At 66.3% G+C, this 14,008-nt stretch carries 14 protein-coding genes; 2 read left to right on the top strand and 12 right to left on the bottom strand.

Annotated elements, in window-relative coordinates; translation table 11 throughout:
• Positions 1 to 19 precede the first annotated feature (19 nt).
• From panC to dksA, 9 genes are all read right to left on the bottom strand, one after another.
• Positions 20 to 868, bottom strand: coding sequence for a pantoate--beta-alanine ligase (gene panC, locus IP89_RS07650; protein ID WP_043308782.1), 849 nt, complete (start codon positions 866 to 868; stop codon positions 20 to 22).
• A complete protein-coding gene (gene panB / locus IP89_RS07645; protein WP_043308780.1) occupies positions 865 to 1,665 on the bottom strand; it encodes a 3-methyl-2-oxobutanoate hydroxymethyltransferase in 801 nt (266 codons plus the stop codon). Before panB ends, panC begins: the two co-directional genes overlap by 4 nt.
• A 176-nt stretch (positions 1,666 to 1,841) precedes the next feature.
• Positions 1,842 to 2,330 carry a 2-amino-4-hydroxy-6-hydroxymethyldihydropteridine diphosphokinase gene (gene folK, locus IP89_RS07640; protein ID WP_043308779.1) on the bottom strand — a complete coding sequence of 163 codons (489 nt, stop codon included), beginning with the start codon at positions 2,328 to 2,330 and terminating at the stop codon, positions 1,842 to 1,844.
• Positions 2,330 to 3,745 (bottom strand): polynucleotide adenylyltransferase PcnB, encoded by a 1,416-nt coding sequence (locus tag IP89_RS07635; protein WP_043308778.1) that lies wholly within the window; start codon positions 3,743 to 3,745, stop codon positions 2,330 to 2,332. The genes folK and IP89_RS07635 overlap by 1 nt, the downstream gene beginning before the upstream one ends.
• A gap of 672 nt (positions 3,746 to 4,417) precedes the next feature.
• Positions 4,418 to 5,833 carry a sigma-54 dependent transcriptional regulator gene (locus IP89_RS07630; RefSeq protein WP_043308776.1) on the bottom strand — a complete coding sequence of 472 codons (1,416 nt, stop codon included), beginning with the start codon at positions 5,831 to 5,833 and terminating at the stop codon, positions 4,418 to 4,420.
• Between the two features lie 55 nt (positions 5,834 to 5,888).
• Positions 5,889 to 8,843 carry a sensor histidine kinase gene (locus IP89_RS07625; RefSeq protein WP_043308775.1) on the bottom strand — a complete coding sequence of 985 codons (2,955 nt, stop codon included), beginning with the start codon at positions 8,841 to 8,843 and terminating at the stop codon, positions 5,889 to 5,891.
• Complete coding sequence (locus tag IP89_RS23300) at positions 8,827 to 9,003, bottom strand: hypothetical protein (protein ID WP_043308774.1); 177 nt, start codon at positions 9,001 to 9,003, stop codon at positions 8,827 to 8,829. Before IP89_RS23300 ends, IP89_RS07625 begins: the two co-directional genes overlap by 17 nt.
• Positions 9,004 to 9,112: 109 nt before the next feature.
• On the bottom strand, positions 9,113 to 10,000 hold the full coding sequence (gene gluQRS / locus IP89_RS07615) for a tRNA glutamyl-Q(34) synthetase GluQRS (RefSeq protein WP_043308773.1): 888 nt from the start codon (positions 9,998 to 10,000) through the stop codon (positions 9,113 to 9,115).
• A 92-nt stretch (positions 10,001 to 10,092) separates the two neighbouring features.
• The gene (gene dksA, locus IP89_RS07610) at positions 10,093 to 10,536 is read right to left on the bottom strand and encodes an RNA polymerase-binding protein DksA (RefSeq protein ID WP_043308772.1); all 444 of its coding nucleotides are present in this window, start codon (positions 10,534 to 10,536) and stop codon (positions 10,093 to 10,095) included.
• Positions 10,537 to 10,733: 197 nt separating this feature from the next.
• Between dksA and IP89_RS07605 the strand changes: the two genes are divergently transcribed.
• The gene (locus IP89_RS07605; protein ID WP_043308771.1) at positions 10,734 to 11,915 is read left to right on the top strand and encodes a pyridoxal phosphate-dependent aminotransferase; all 1,182 of its coding nucleotides are present in this window, start codon (positions 10,734 to 10,736) and stop codon (positions 11,913 to 11,915) included.
• The gene (sfsA, locus tag IP89_RS07600; RefSeq protein ID WP_043308770.1) at positions 11,905 to 12,612 is read left to right on the top strand and encodes a DNA/RNA nuclease SfsA; all 708 of its coding nucleotides are present in this window, start codon (positions 11,905 to 11,907) and stop codon (positions 12,610 to 12,612) included. Before IP89_RS07605 ends, sfsA begins: the two co-directional genes overlap by 11 nt.
• On the opposite strand, the gene IP89_RS07595 is transcribed toward sfsA, so the two are convergent.
• The 3 genes from IP89_RS07595 to IP89_RS07585 are packed head-to-tail and all read right to left on the bottom strand — an operon-like array spanning position 12,609 to position 13,992.
• Positions 12,609 to 12,926 (bottom strand): Rieske 2Fe-2S domain-containing protein, encoded by a 318-nt coding sequence (locus IP89_RS07595; RefSeq protein WP_043308769.1) that lies wholly within the window; start codon positions 12,924 to 12,926, stop codon positions 12,609 to 12,611. The two genes, sfsA and IP89_RS07595, sit on opposite strands and share 4 nt — an antisense overlap.
• Before the next feature lie 56 nt (positions 12,927 to 12,982).
• On the bottom strand, positions 12,983 to 13,414 hold the full coding sequence (locus IP89_RS07590; RefSeq protein WP_052080995.1) for a YbaN family protein: 432 nt from the start codon (positions 13,412 to 13,414) through the stop codon (positions 12,983 to 12,985).
• Positions 13,411 to 13,992 (bottom strand): biliverdin-producing heme oxygenase, encoded by a 582-nt coding sequence (locus IP89_RS07585; RefSeq protein ID WP_043308768.1) that lies wholly within the window; start codon positions 13,990 to 13,992, stop codon positions 13,411 to 13,413. The genes IP89_RS07590 and IP89_RS07585 overlap by 4 nt, the downstream gene beginning before the upstream one ends.
• Between the last annotated feature and the right edge of the window lie 16 nt (positions 13,993 to 14,008).

Raw genomic sequence — 14,008 nt, 5'->3', positions numbered from 1 at the left:
GCTTCAAGATTGGCGGGGCTTACAGCGCGAAGGCGAGGTTGTCGATCAGGCGCGTGGTGCCGAGATAGGCCGCGGCCAGGATGACCAGTTCGCGATCCTCGGCGGTAGCCGGACGCAGGCTCAGGGCTTCGCGGACTTCCAGATAGTCCGGGCGCAGGCCGGCGCTCAGCAGGCTGGCCTTGCCGGTCTCGGCCAGCTGGACGAAGTTGCGCTCACCCTCGCGTACAGCCTCGGCCAGTTGCTGCAGGGTGCGATACAGGGCCGGGGCCTGGGCGCGCTGTTCCTCGCTCAGGTAGCCGTTGCGCGAGGACAGCGCCAGGCCGTCGTCGGCGCGCACGGTCGGCTCGCCGATGATCTGGATCGGCATGTTCAGGTCGCGGACCAGGGTGCGGATCACCGCCAGTTGCTGGAAGTCCTTCTCGCCGAAGATGGCGAGGTCCGGCTGGACCATGTTGAACAGCTTGTTGACCACCGTGGCGACGCCCTCGAAGTGGCCGGGGCGGCTGGCGCCACACAGGCCCTCGGAGACGCCGGGCACGCTGACGCGGGTCTGCCCGGCCTGACCATGCGGGTACATCTCTTCCACGTCCGGGTGGAACAGCAGGTGGCAACCGGCGGCAACCAGCTTGTCCTGGTCGGCGACCAGGGTGCGCGGGTACTTGGCCAGGTCTTCGTTGGGGCCGAACTGCAGCGGATTGACGAAGATGCTGGCGACCACGAAGTCAGCGCGCTGGCCGGCCTTCTCCACCAGAGCGACGTGGCCCTCGTGCAGGTTGCCCATGGTCGGCACGAAGGCGATGCGCTTGCCCTCGCCGCGCGCGCGCGCCACGGCGGCGCGCAATTCCAGTACGGTCTTGACGGTATTCATGCGGAGAAACCGTGCTCCTCGGCGGGGAAGCTGACGTCTTTCACCGCACTCACGTAGGCGGCGAAGGCCGCCTGGATGTTCAGCTGGCCTTCCATGAAATTCTTCACGAACTTCGGCGCGCGGCCAGTCAGGGAAAGGCCGAGCATGTCGTGCATCACCAGCACCTGGCCGTCGGTGGCCGGGCCGGCGCCGATGCCGATCACCGGGATCTTCACCGACTGGCTGATCTCGGCGGCCAGCTCGCTGGGCACGCATTCGAGCAGCAGCATGGCGGCGCCGGCCTGCTCCAGGGCCATGGCATCGGCGCGCAGCTGGCGCGCGGCAGCATCGCCACGGCCTTGTACCTTGTAGCCACCGAAGACATTGACCGCCTGTGGGGTCAGGCCCAGGTGGGCGCACACCGGCACGCCGCGCTCGGCCAGCTGGCGGATCGGCTCGGCCAGCCAGGCGGCACCTTCCAGCTTGATCATATGGGCGCCGGCCTGCATCAGGGTGGCGGCGCTGGCGAAGGTCTGTTCGAGGGTGGCGTAGGCCATGAACGGCAGATCGGCGAGGATCAGCGCGCCCTGGTTGCCGCGTTTCACGGCGGCGGTGTGATAGGCCATGTCGGCCAGCGACACCGGCAGAGTGCTGTCGTGGCCCTGCAGGACCATGCCCAGGGAGTCTCCTACCAGCAGCACTTCCACGCCGGCCTGGCAGGCTGCCTGGGCGAAGGTGGCGTCATAGGCGGTCAGCATGGCGATCTTCTCGCCCTTTTGCTTCAGGCCCAGCAGGGTGCTTACGGTTACATCAGGCATGGGAGATTCCTCATCAGCGGGCCGGATTCCGGCGCTTGTGGCGCCTGCTCTCGGCCTCTTGGGCGGCGCTCTCTGCACCGCCTCGGGGCAACGGGACGCCTATAGTCCAGATGGGGGGGCGTGAAGTCAATCACGGGTGTTACCGCGCTGTTACGGCGTTACCGGCAGTCCGCGAATCAGCGCGGCAGGCGCTCCAGCCCGAGGTAGGGGCAGACTGCGAGCAGCGCAGGCAGGTTGCGCCCGTCGGCCAGTTGCAGATCTGCGGGAGCGATCTCCGCCAGCGGATACAGCACGAAGGCGCGGGCGTGCATATGGTAGTGCGGCACCGTCAGGCGTTCCTCGCTGAGCAGGCGGTCGCCGAACAGTAGGATGTCCAGGTCAAGCGTGCGTGGGCCCCAGCGCTCGGCCTTGCGCACGCGGCCCTGTTCCAGCTCGATGCGCTGCAGGGCATCGAGTAGCTGCAGCGGCGCAAGCTCGGTGTCCAGGGCCGCCACGGCGTTGACGTAGCGGGGCTGGTCGGGTGGGCCCAGCGGGTCGCTGGCATACAGGGAGGAGGTAGCGGCCAGCTGGCTGCTGGGCAGCGCGGCGATGGCGGCAAGTGCCGCCTCGAGCTGCTGGCGCGGCTCGGCCAGGTTGCTGCCGAGACCGATGTAGACCCTTTCCATTATTCGCTGGCGGGGGCGTCGCTACGCGGGCCGCGACGGCGATTGCGCCCACCGCGACGACGCTTGCGTGCAGGCGCACTGCCTTCGCCGTCTTCTTCCTGGCGATTGCCGAGGTCGCGGATCATGCTGCGGCGCTCGCTATCGGTGGCGTCCTGGTAGTCGGTCCACCAGTCGCCGAGGCCGTCGGTCTGCTCGCCGGCGTCTTCGCGCAGCAGCAGGAAGTCGTAGCCAGCGCGGAAACGCGGGTTCTCCAGCAGCAGGTCGGCACGCTTGCCACTGCGGCGTGGCAGGCGTTCCTGCATGTCCCAGATCTCGCGGATCGGGATGGTGAAGCGCTTGGGAATGGCGATGCGCTTGCACTGCTCGACGATCAGGTCGTGCGCCGCTTCCTGCATGGCCGGGATCGGCGGCATGCCGCGCGCCTGCAGCTGCGCCGCGCGAGCTGGAATGGCTGGCCAGAGCAGGGCGGCGAAGAGGAAGGCTGGAGTCACCGGCTTGCCCAGGGCGATGCGCTCGTCGGTGTTGGCCAGGGCCTGACGGATCAGGTCACCGGTGTAGTCGGGATCACGTTCCAGCGCCTTGGCACTGGCCGGGAACAGCGGGGCGAACAGGTCGTACTCGACCAGCAGCTCGAAGGTGCGTTCGGCGTAGCCGGAGAGGAACAGCTTGAGCACTTCCTCGAACAGGCGGGCGGCGGGGATGTCGCGCAGCATCGGCGCCAGACGGCGGATCGGCGCGGCGCTGTGCTTCTCGATCTCGAAGTCCAGCTTGGCGGCGAAACGCACGGCACGGAGCATGCGCACCGGGTCTTCCAGGTAGCGCTGCTCGGGATCGCCGATCAGGCGGATCAGGCGGTTGCGGATGTCGTGCACGCCATGCGCGTAGTCCAGCACGCGCTCGCCACTGATATCGAAGTACAGGGCATTGATGGTGAAGTCGCGGCGCTGGGCGTCGCTCTCCTGGGTGCCATAGACGTTGTCGCGCAGGATGCGCCCGCTCTCGTTGCGCGAGGACAGGTGGCTGTCTTCCTCGTCGTCGCCCTGCGGGTGGTTGCTGCGGAAAGTGGCGACCTCGATGATCTCGCGGCCGAAGTGCACGTGGGCCAGCTTGAAGCGGCGGCCGATCACCCGAGCATTGCGGAACTCGGCGCGGACCTGCTCGGGGGTGGCACTGGTAGCCACGTCGAAGTCCTTGGGCTGCACGCCGATCAGCAGGTCACGGACGCAACCGCCGACCAGGTAGGCCTGGTAGCCAGCCTTCTGCAGGCGGTCGACCACGCCCACCGCGTTGCGGCTGAACTGGCCGCGTTGCAGCGAGTGCTGGCGCGGGCCGAGCACTTCCGGCGTGCTGCGATGACGAGCTTGGCGCTTGAGCGAAAGCGGCGAACGGAGGGACTTGAACAGCTTTTTCAGCATGGGAGGCACTGTTTGCAGGGATAAGCGGCCGGAAATACCGGTAACCGCACGATTGGCGCGGATTCTAGCATCGGGAGCAGGAAGGATGGTAAAGGCAGGCTGGGGATGACGAGGGGACTGAAGCTACTGGGGGAGCCGAAGCTCCCCCCCAAATTGGTGCGTGCTTTGTTTTTATTGTTATAGCGGGCCTGTTGTTCTTGTTGTAGGCCCGTTTTAGGTATCCCAAACCGGGTACCAGTAGCAAACGGATTGCTTTGGATGCTGATGCTGCCAAGATCATTCCGTGATCCAACCAGTGCAGGCACTGCTTTAGTGCAGTTTTTATTGTTCTCGGCCTGGTCGTGGGGCGAACCCCAAAGGCAAATCCTCTCCAAAAGAATCAGTTAGCTGCGCCTCCGCGTTGTTGTTTTTGTTGTGCTGGAGTCGTTCTGTATTGTTTTTATTGTTGAGGTCAAGCGTTCTTATTGTTGTTGTGCCAGAGATAAAGCAGAACCCGTGCCAGTTTTTATGATTCCTTTGTTTTCAATGGTTTAGCGTTTTCGTGCATTGCTTGCGGGCAGAAAAAAGCCGGGTTCTCGTTACCGATGAACCCGGCTTTGTTACGCGATGTTTGTCTGGAGGTAACAGTGGGGGAACTCGCCTTGCGTGCGAGTGTCACCCCGCCGCCTCGTTCTAGCCTGCGGCGGCTCCCGACTTGCGCCGCGGGATGCCCAGGCGCTGACGGCGTTCCCACAGGCACTTGCGGCTGATGCCGAGCTTGCGTGCCAGCTCGGTCTCGGTCATGTGGTCCTGGTGCTCGAGCACGAAGTGCTGGAAGTAGTCCTCCAGCGACAGGTCCTCGGTCGGCTCGTGGCTGTTGGCGGCGGCCTGTAGCGAGGGTTGCTCGCTGAAGTCGTCATCGCTCAGGTCGTCGAGCTCAATGTCGATGCCCAGCAGCTCGGCGGAAATCTCGTTGCCCTCGCAGAGGATCACCGAACGCTCGATGGCATTTTCCAGCTCGCGCACGTTGCCGGGCCAGGAGTAGTGGCGGATCGCCTGCTCGGCGTCATGGGCGAAGCGCAGGTTGTCGCGGCCCATGCGCTGGCACTGGCGGGCCAGGAAGGACTGGGCGATCTCCACTACGTCGCTGCCACGCTCGCGCAGCGGCGGCAGTTTGAGCGCGATGACGTGCAGGCGGTAATAAAGGTCCTCGCGGAACTGGCCGGTCTTGGCCAGCGTCTTGAGGTCGCGGTGGGTGGCGGCGATCAGGCGCACGTCGACCTTCTGCGACTGCACCGAACCGACCCGGCGAATCTCGCCTTCCTGCAGTACGCGCAGCAGGCGGGCCTGGGCCTCCAGCGGCAGCTCACCGATCTCGTCGAGGAACAGGGTGCCGCCATCGGCTGCTTCCACCAGGCCGGCACGGCCGGCGCTGGCGCCGGTGAAGGCGCCTTTTTCGTGGCCGAACAGTTCGGACTCGATCAGGGTTTCCGGAATGGCCGCGCAGTTCACCGAGATCAGCGGCGCCTTGGCGCGCTTGGACAGGTTGTGCAGGGCGCGGGCGACCAGCTCCTTGCCGGTGCCGGACTCTCCCTGCACCAGCACGTTGGAGTCGGTGGGGGCGACCTTGCGAATCTTGCTGTAGAGGTCCTGCATGGCGGCGCAGGAGCCGATGATGCCGATGTCGCCTTCGGCGGCGGCCCCGGCCTTGCCGGCGGATTTGCTCGGTGCCTCGCTCGGCGGGGTGCGCCGGGCTTCCTGGTGATCGCGCAGGATGCGCGCCACGGCCTGCAGCATCTCGTCGTGGTCGAAGGGCTTGGCGATGTAGTCCACCGCGCCCATCTTCATCGAGTCCACCGCCGAGCGCAGGCTGGCATAGCTGGTCATGATCAGCACCGGCGTGCCTTCGGCCAGTTTGATCAGCTCGGTACCGGGGGCACCGGGCAGGCGCAGGTCGCTGACTACCAAGTCGAAGGACGGGATGCTGTAGCGCTCCTGAGCCTCCTGCACCGAACCGGCCTCGCTGACCTGATACTGGTTGCGTTCCAGCAGGCGGCGCAGGGCGGAGCGGATGATGGTTTCGTCTTCGACGATGAGGATGTGCGGCATTGATTCTCTCTCGACGGTCTCCGAACCTGCCCCTGGGGCGGTTCTAGGTCACTACTCAGGTCGCTACGGACGTCGCTTCGACATAGCGCGGCAGAGTAACGCGGAATCGGGTCCCGCGTTGGCGTTCCGGATCGGCCGGGCTGTCGATGGTGATCTGTCCATAATGCTCTTCCACGATCGAATAGACCAGTGCGAGCCCCAAACCGGTGCCTTTGCCCGGGTCCTTGGTGGTGAAGAAGGGTTCGAACAGGCGGTCCATGATCGCCTGCGGTATGCCTGTGCCTTCATCCTCGACTATCAGTTCGACGCTGTGTTCCGCCATTTCGCTGCGCACGCGGATGGCGCCGCCGACCGGCGAGGCATCGCGCGCGTTCGACAGCAGGTTGATCAGTACCTGGGCCAGGCGCTGGGGGTCGCCCTTGGCCAGGTGTTCCGGATCGCACAGGTTGAAGAACTGCACCTCGGTGCTGTTGCGGTTCAACGACAGCAGGCCGATGGCGTCCTGCGCCACGTCGGCCAGGCTCACCGGATATTCGGCGCGTTCCTGCTGGCCGGCATGGGCGAAGTTCATCAGCGACTGGACGATGCGCGAGATGCGCTTGGTCTGGTCGAGAATCTGGTTGCTGATCTCGTCGACCTCTTCGTCGCCCTCGCGCTCTTCGCGCAGGTTCTGCGCCAGGCAGGCAATGCCGGTGACCGGGTTGCCGATCTCGTGGGCTACCCCGGCGGCCAGGCGGCCGATGCTGGCCAGGCGCTCGGAGTGCACCAGTTGGTCTTCCAGCACGCGAGTCTCGGTAACGTCCTCGACCAGTAACACCAGGCCACTGTTACCCGGGGCCAGCGGCTCCTCGATGGCGGCCTTGTGCAGGTTGAGCCAGCGCACTTCGCCATCCAGCTGCAGATGCTGTTTGTGCAGGTGCTCGCCGTCCTGGGCGATGAACTCCTGCAACAGGCTATGCCAGGGTTCCTCGATGCTCTGCAGGCGCGAGCCGACCACGCGCTGCGCGCTGATGCCGGTGAGCTCTTCCATGGCGCGGTTCCACATCAGTACTTCCTGGTCCTTGGCCAGGGAGCACACGCCCATCGGCAGCTCCTGCAGGGTCTGGCGGTGGAAACGGCGCAGGGCGTCGAGCTCGGCGGCCAGGCCAGTGAGGCGCGACTGGTAGTCCTCCAGGCGGCTCTCGATGAAGTGGATGTCCTCGCTGACATAGGCCGCGCTGCCGGACTTGTAGGGCAGGAAGGTCTCGACGATGTCCTGCGCCACGCTGGGGCCCATCAGGCCTGAGAGGTTGGCCTCGAGGCGGTCGCGCAGACGGCGCAGGGCATAGGGACGGCGCTCGTCGAACGGCAGGTGCAGATCGCGCAGGGCGCGTTCCACTTCCTTCTGTGCGGTGACCGCGCCGAGCGGCTTGGCCAGCTCTGCAGCGAACTCCTGCGGCGAGCCGGCCAGCAGCTCGCGGCGCTGCGGACGGCGTACGTTGTCCACGGTGCAGGCCTCGGCCGCGCTCTTCTCTTCGTCGCTGGCTTCGGTGAACAGCGAGACCAGGGTGAACACCAGTACGTTGGCCGCCAGCGAGCCGACGGCGGCCAGGTGCCAGCTGTTCTCGTCGAGCACGTAGACGATGTCGAACCATGGCAGGTGCACGCCCTGCAGGTTGCTGACCAGCGGTACCAGCATGCTCAGCGCCCAGACCGCGATGCCGGCGAGCAGACCGGCGATGAAGCCGCGGTGGTTGGCGGTGGGCCAGTACAGCACCGAGAGCACGCCGGGGAGGAACTGCAGGGTGGCGACGAAGGCGACGATGCCGAGGTTGGCCAGGTCCTGCTCGGCGCCGAGCAGCAGGTAGAAGCCGTAGGCGGCGGCGATGATGGCGAGGATCAGGCCGCGGCGGGTCCACTTCAGCCAGCGGTAGATATTGCCTTCCGCGGGAGGTTGATAGAGCGGCAGCACCAGGTGGTTGAGGGCCATGCCGGACAGTGCCAGGGTGCTGACGATGATCAGTCCGCTAGACGCCGACAGGCCGCCGACATAGGCCAGCAGCGCCAGCTCGCGATTGCCCATGGCCAGGCCCAGGCCCAGGGTGAAGTATTCCGGGTTGGTGGTGGCGCCGATCTTCAGGCTGGCCCAGAGGATCAGCGGCACCGACAGGCTCATCAACAGCAGGAGTAGCGGCAGGCCCCAGCTGGCGCTGACGATGGCGCGCGGGTTGAGGTTCTCGGTGAAGGTCATGTGGTACATGTGCGGCATGACGATGGCCGAGGCGAAGAACACCAGCAGCAGGGTGCGCCAGGGGCCTTCCTGCAGCGGCGTGTGCAGCTCGTTCAGCGCGTGCTGGTTCTGCAGCAGCCACTGCTCCAGTTCGCTGGGGCCGCCGAACACCTGGTACAGGGCGTACAGGCCGATGCCGCCGAGGGCCAGCAGCTTGACCACCGACTCGAAGGCGATGGCGAACACCAGGCCCTCGTGCTTCTCGCGGGTGGCGATATGGCGGGCGCCAAAGAGGATGGTGAACAGGGTGATCAGCGCACAGTAGCCGAGGGCGAAGCGGTACTGCAGCGGCTCGCGGGTGAGGATGCCGATGGAGTCGGCCACCGCCTGGATCTGCAGGGCCAGCAGCGGCAGCACGCCGACCAGCATGAACAGTGTGGTGAGCACGCCGGCCCAGGTGCTGCGGAAGCGGAAGGCGAACAGGTCGGCCAGCGACGACAGCTGATAGGTGCGGGTGATACGCAGGATCGGGTAGAGCAGCACCGGCGCCAGGAGGAAGGCGCCGGTCACCCCCAGGTAACTGGCAAGGAAGCCGAAGCCGTACTGGTAGGCCAGGCCGACCGTGCCATAGAAGGCCCAGGCACTGGCGTAGACACCGAGCGACAGGGTGTAGGTCAGCGGATGGCGGATCACCCAACGCGGGATCAGGCCCTTCTCGCTGACCCAGGCCACGCCGAACAGCAACAGTAGGTAGGCGCAGCTGATCAGGATCAGCTGGCTGAGATCAAAGCTCGTCGGCATCGCGCTGGCTCTGCAGTATCAGGGTGACGACGATGAGGATCAGCCACAGCAGGTAGGGCCTGTACCAGGCGCCATCGGGGTCGATCCACCAGTCCATGATGGCGGGGGAGAACAGGTAGATGCCCACCACCAGGATCAGTACCAGTCGGTAGATGTACATAGTTCGGGTCCGTACGGGATGGCCGGATGGTACGGGAGCGCACGATGGCGGGGAAGCCGCTGGCTCCATCGGTGAGTGCGGCTGGCCGTTTTCGCTGTCGTGGCGTTGTTCAGCGCAACTGGGCTTCGGCCAGGGTGCGGCTGTGCGGAATGTTGTTGGCGTCCCAGTGCGCCACACCCCAGGTCAGCACTTCGCGCGGGGTGGCTCCGGCCAGCTCGGCCGGCGGACGCTGGCCGAGGGCGCGCAGGGCGCGGATCAGCAGCGGTGGCGCCTGGTCGGTCGGCAGCGGTGGCGAGCGGTAGCTTTTACCCAGCTTGTGGCCGTCCGGCTGAATGATCAGCGGCACGTGCAGGTAGCGCGGCTGCGACAGGCCGAGCAGCTCCTGCAGGTAGAGCTGGCGTGGCGTGGAGTCGAGCAGGTCGGCACCGCGCACCACGTCGGTGACGCCCTGCCAGGCGTCATCCAGCACCACGGCCAGTTGGTAGGCGAACAGGCCATCGCGGCGGCGGATGACGAAATCGCCGACCTCGCGACCCAGGTGCTGGCGGAATTCGCCCTGCACGCGATCAGTGAAGCGGTACTCCAACTCAGGCACACGCAGGCGGATGGCCGCGTCGTGGTCAGGATGCCCGGCGTTGCGGCAGGTGCCCGGATAGATGCCGCCCCCCCCCTCCAGCTGCTTGCGCGAGCAGGTGCAGGCGTAGGCCAGGCCCTGCTCGAACAGGCGGCGGATCAGCGCAGCATATTCATCGTGGCGCTCGCTCTGGCGCACCAGCGTGCCGTCCCACTCGAAGCCGTAGGTTTCCAGGCTGTGCAGGATGGCGTCCTGGGCGCCAGGCATCTCGCGTGGCGGGTCGAGGTCTTCCATGCGCAGCAGCCACTGGCCACCGACACTGCGTGCGTCCAGATAGGAGGCGAGCGCGGCCACCAGCGAGCCTAAGTGCAGGTAGCCACTGGGGGTGGGGGCGAAGCGCCCGATGTAGGGGGAATCGTTCATTGCAGCGAGGCTATCGGCTGGGCGCGTGCGGCGCCAGTCCGCTTATCGGTCGCCGAAAATGAAACGGGGCGCCTTGGCGCCCCGTGTGCAACTCAGGAACCGAGCTGCTTCTCTTTGATTTCCGCGAGGGTCTTGCAATCGATGCACAGGGTCGCAGTGGGGCGGGCTTCCAGACGGCGGATGCCGATTTCCACGCCACACGAGTCGCACCAGCCGTACTCGTTGTCTTCGATCAGCTGCAGCGTCTCGTCGATTTTCTTGATCAGCTTGCGCTCGCGATCGCGGGCGCGCAGTTCCAGGCTGAACTCTTCTTCCTGGCTGGCACGGTCGGCCGGGTCCGGGAAGTTGGCAGCTTCGTCCTGCATGTGGTGCACGGTGCGATCCACTTCCTGCATCAGCTCCAGCTTCCACTTGTTGAGGATGCTGGTGAAGTGAGCACGCATCGGATCGCTCATGTACTCCTCACCCTTCTTCTCTTTATAGGGTTCGAAGCCACGAATCAGCTGGTTGCCGTTCTGTTTTGCTTTGGTGGGCATGGATGACCGCCTCTCACTTTCTCTGATCCATTGCGCAGGATCTGTTCCTTTGCCGGGCAAGTGCACCGGGCCTGCGGCTGCAAGCGGGCGAACTTACCAGATCGATTCCGGCGATGCTACTCCCGGTTGTCTCGCTTGTTACGGGGTTGCAGGTCAGTTGGTTAGAATCCCCCCTTTTCCTGGATAAAGGAAGGCCAATGGCCCAGCCCTTCAGTGCGCGCAGTCGCGCCATCGAACCTTTCCACGTCATGGCCCTGCTGGCCCGTGCCAACGAGCTGCAGGCCGCCGGCCATGATGTGATCCATCTGGAGATCGGCGAGCCGGACTTCACTACCGCCGAACCCATCGTGCGCGCTGGTCAGGCCGCGCTGGCCGCCGGGCACACCCGCTACACCGCGGCGCGCGGCATTCCACAGTTGCGCCAGGCCATCGCCGGTTTCTACGCCAGTCGCTACGGTGTGGATATCGACCCCGAGCGCGTGCTGATTACTCCCGGTGGTTCCGGCGCCCTGTTGCTGGCCTCCAGCCTGCTGGTCGATCCAGGCAAGCACTGGCTGCTGGCCGATCCGGGCTACCCCTGCAATCGCCACTTCCTGCGCCTGGTCGAAGGCGCCGCGCAGCTGGTGCCGGTTGGTCCCGAGAGCCGTTACCAACTCACCCCGCAGCTGGTCGAGCGGCACTGGGACGGCGACAGCGTCGGCGCCTTGGTCGCCTCGCCGGCCAACCCGACCGGCACCCTGCTGCACAAGGATGAGCTGGCGGCACTGGCGAGCACCCTCAAGCAGCGCGGTGGCCACCTGGTGGTGGACGAGATCTACCACGGCCTGACCTACGGCTGCGATGCAGCCAGCGTGCTGGAGGTGGACGACGACGCCTTCGTCCTCAACAGTTTCTCCAAATATTTCGGTATGACCGGCTGGCGTCTGGGTTGGCTGGTGGCGCCGCAACAGGCGGTGCCGGAGCTGGAGAAGCTGGCGCAGAACCTCTACATCAGCGCTCCCTCCATGGCCCAGCATGCCGCTCTGGCCTGTTTCGAACCGCAGACCCTGGCGATCTTCGAGGAGCGCCGCCACGAGTTCCAGCGCCGCCGCGACTACCTGTTGCCAGCCCTGCGCGAGCTGGGCTTCCGCATCGCCGTGGAACCGGAAGGCGCCTTCTATTTATATGCGGACATCTCGGCCTTCGGCGGCGATGCCTTCGCCTTCTGCCGGCACTTCATCGAGACCGAGCACGTGGCCTTCACCCCAGGGCTGGACTTCGGTCGCCACCTGGCCGGCCACCATGTGCGTTTCGCCTACACGCAGAACGTCGAGCGCCTGCAGCAGGCGGTCGAGCGTATCGCCCGCGGCCTGAAGACCTGGAATCCCGATGCGCTTTGATCCGCCGCTGGAAGAGGGGCGCCTGCTGCGCCGCTACAAGCGCTTCCTCGCCGACATCGAGACGAGCGGCGGTGAGGCGTTGACCATCCACTGCCCCAATACCGGCTCCATGCTCAATTGCCTGAGCGAGGGCGGGCGGGTCTGGTTCAGCCGCTCCAACGACCCCAAGCGCAAGCTGCCGGGCACCTGGGAGCTGGGTGAGACGCCGCACGGGCGGCTGGCCTGCCTGAATACCGGGCGGGCCAATGCGCTGGTGGAGGAGGCGCTGCGCGCCGGCATCATCACCGAGCTGGCCGGCTTCACCGGTCTCAAGCGCGAGGTGGCTTACGGCAGCGAAGGCAGCCGTGCGGACTTTCGCCTGGACTACCTGAGCGGCTCGCTGTTCCTTGAGGTGAAGAGTGTGACCCTGGGCTTCGCCGATTCCACTGTCGCCGCCTTTCCCGATGCGGTGACCGAGCGTGGCGCCAAGCATCTGCGCGAGCTGGCCGCCCTGGCGCGCCAGGGTGTGCGTGCGGTGCTGCTGTATTGCGTGAACCTGGCCGGCATCGACGCGGTGCGCGCCGCCGAGGAGATCGACCCGGCCTATGCCGCGGGCCTGCGCGAGGCGCGTGCGGCGGGAGTAGAGGTGTTGGCCTACGGCGTCGATATCGACCCGCAGGAAGTGCGCCTGGTGCGGTGCCTCGAAGTGCTGGCCTAGGCCTCGACCCACAGGCCGGCGGCGTTTTCCCGGCAGGCAAGCGCCTGCAGCGACTGGCCGGCGCAGGGGCCGGTCACGCATTCGCCATTCTCGATGAGGAACAGCGCGCCGTGGTGGGCGCACTGCAGCAGGCTGCCGCTGGCGTCGAGGAAGTCGTCGGCGCGCCACTCCAGGGTCAGGCCGCGGTGCGGACAGCTGTTCAGGTAGACGTAGGCACGGCCGTCGCGGCGTACCGCCAGCAGTTTGCGCCCGGCAACGATAAAGCCCCGGCTCTGGCCCTCGGCCAGCTCATGCGGGGCGCACAGATGAATCATGAGTCTCTCCACGCCAGAGCCGGGATTATCCCGCAGGCGTGGCCGGCCTGTCGCGCTCAGGCGTCGGGATGCACGCTAACTGGCGGCAGGAGCGGGGAGGGTTCGGCATTGCGGTCGGGACGCGACCAGATCCACAGGTTGCCGACAGCCATGCCGGCGATCACTGCATACAGCCAGTAACCGTGGGGCAGAGTGAGCAGCATGATCGCCAGGGCCATCAGCATCGAGGCGCTGGCGGCGAGCTTGGCGCGGCGGGCGATGGCCCGGCCGTTACGCCAGTTGGCCAGGATCGGGCCGAACAGGCGGTGATTCTCCAGCCACTGGCTGAGCCGTGGCGAGCTGCGTGAGGCGGCCCAGGCGGCGAGCAGCACGAACTCGGTAGTCGGCAGGCCGGGCAGCACCAGCCCCACCAGGCCGACACCGAGGGAGGTGTAGGCCAGCAGGGCATAGAGCAGGCGCACCAGGCGCGAGCGTGGGGCGTGGTTCAAGCAGCCTTGGCCTGGGCGTAGCTGTGTTGCAGCAGGTCGGCGAAGCGCTCGAAGGCCGCCAGGGCGCCGGCCTCTGCCGCGCGGTCTTCTTCTTCGCTGAGCTCCAGGGCGTCGAGGGTGTGGGTGAACAGCTTCCAGCCCGCGGCGCGACCGCCTTCCGGCTCGGCCAAGTGGCGAGCGCCGAAGGTCTCGGTCAGGCCCAGCGCGGCGACGCGCTTGATCAGGAAGGCGGCGCCCAGCTTGGAGCCCTCGGAGACGAACAGCCAACCCAGGGCTTCGGCGCGCGACAGGTTGGCAGGAGCACCCTCTACTGCAGCCGGTACGGCGGCGCCGAGGTCAGCGAGGTCGGCCTCGGCCTGGCGGGCGCGGCAGCGGGCGGCGAGGTCGGGGAAGGTGGCGATCAGTTCGGCGTTCTGATACAGCGCCTGCAGTTCGGACTGGAACAGGTATTGGGCCTGAACGAAGGGGCTGAAGTTCTCGCGACTGGAGAACGGGTCTTGCGCCTTGACGGTGCTGTCGAGGCGCGCATGAGGGGCGTGGGTGGCCTGATTTAGACGCTGGGAACGCAGGGTGCTCATCGGAACCGGGTCCTTG

This window comes from Pseudomonas sp. ML96 (assembly GCF_000761545.1).
Classification (GTDB): domain Bacteria; phylum Pseudomonadota; class Gammaproteobacteria; order Pseudomonadales; family Pseudomonadaceae; genus Aquipseudomonas.
This window is presented reverse-complemented; position numbering and strand designations above follow the sequence as displayed.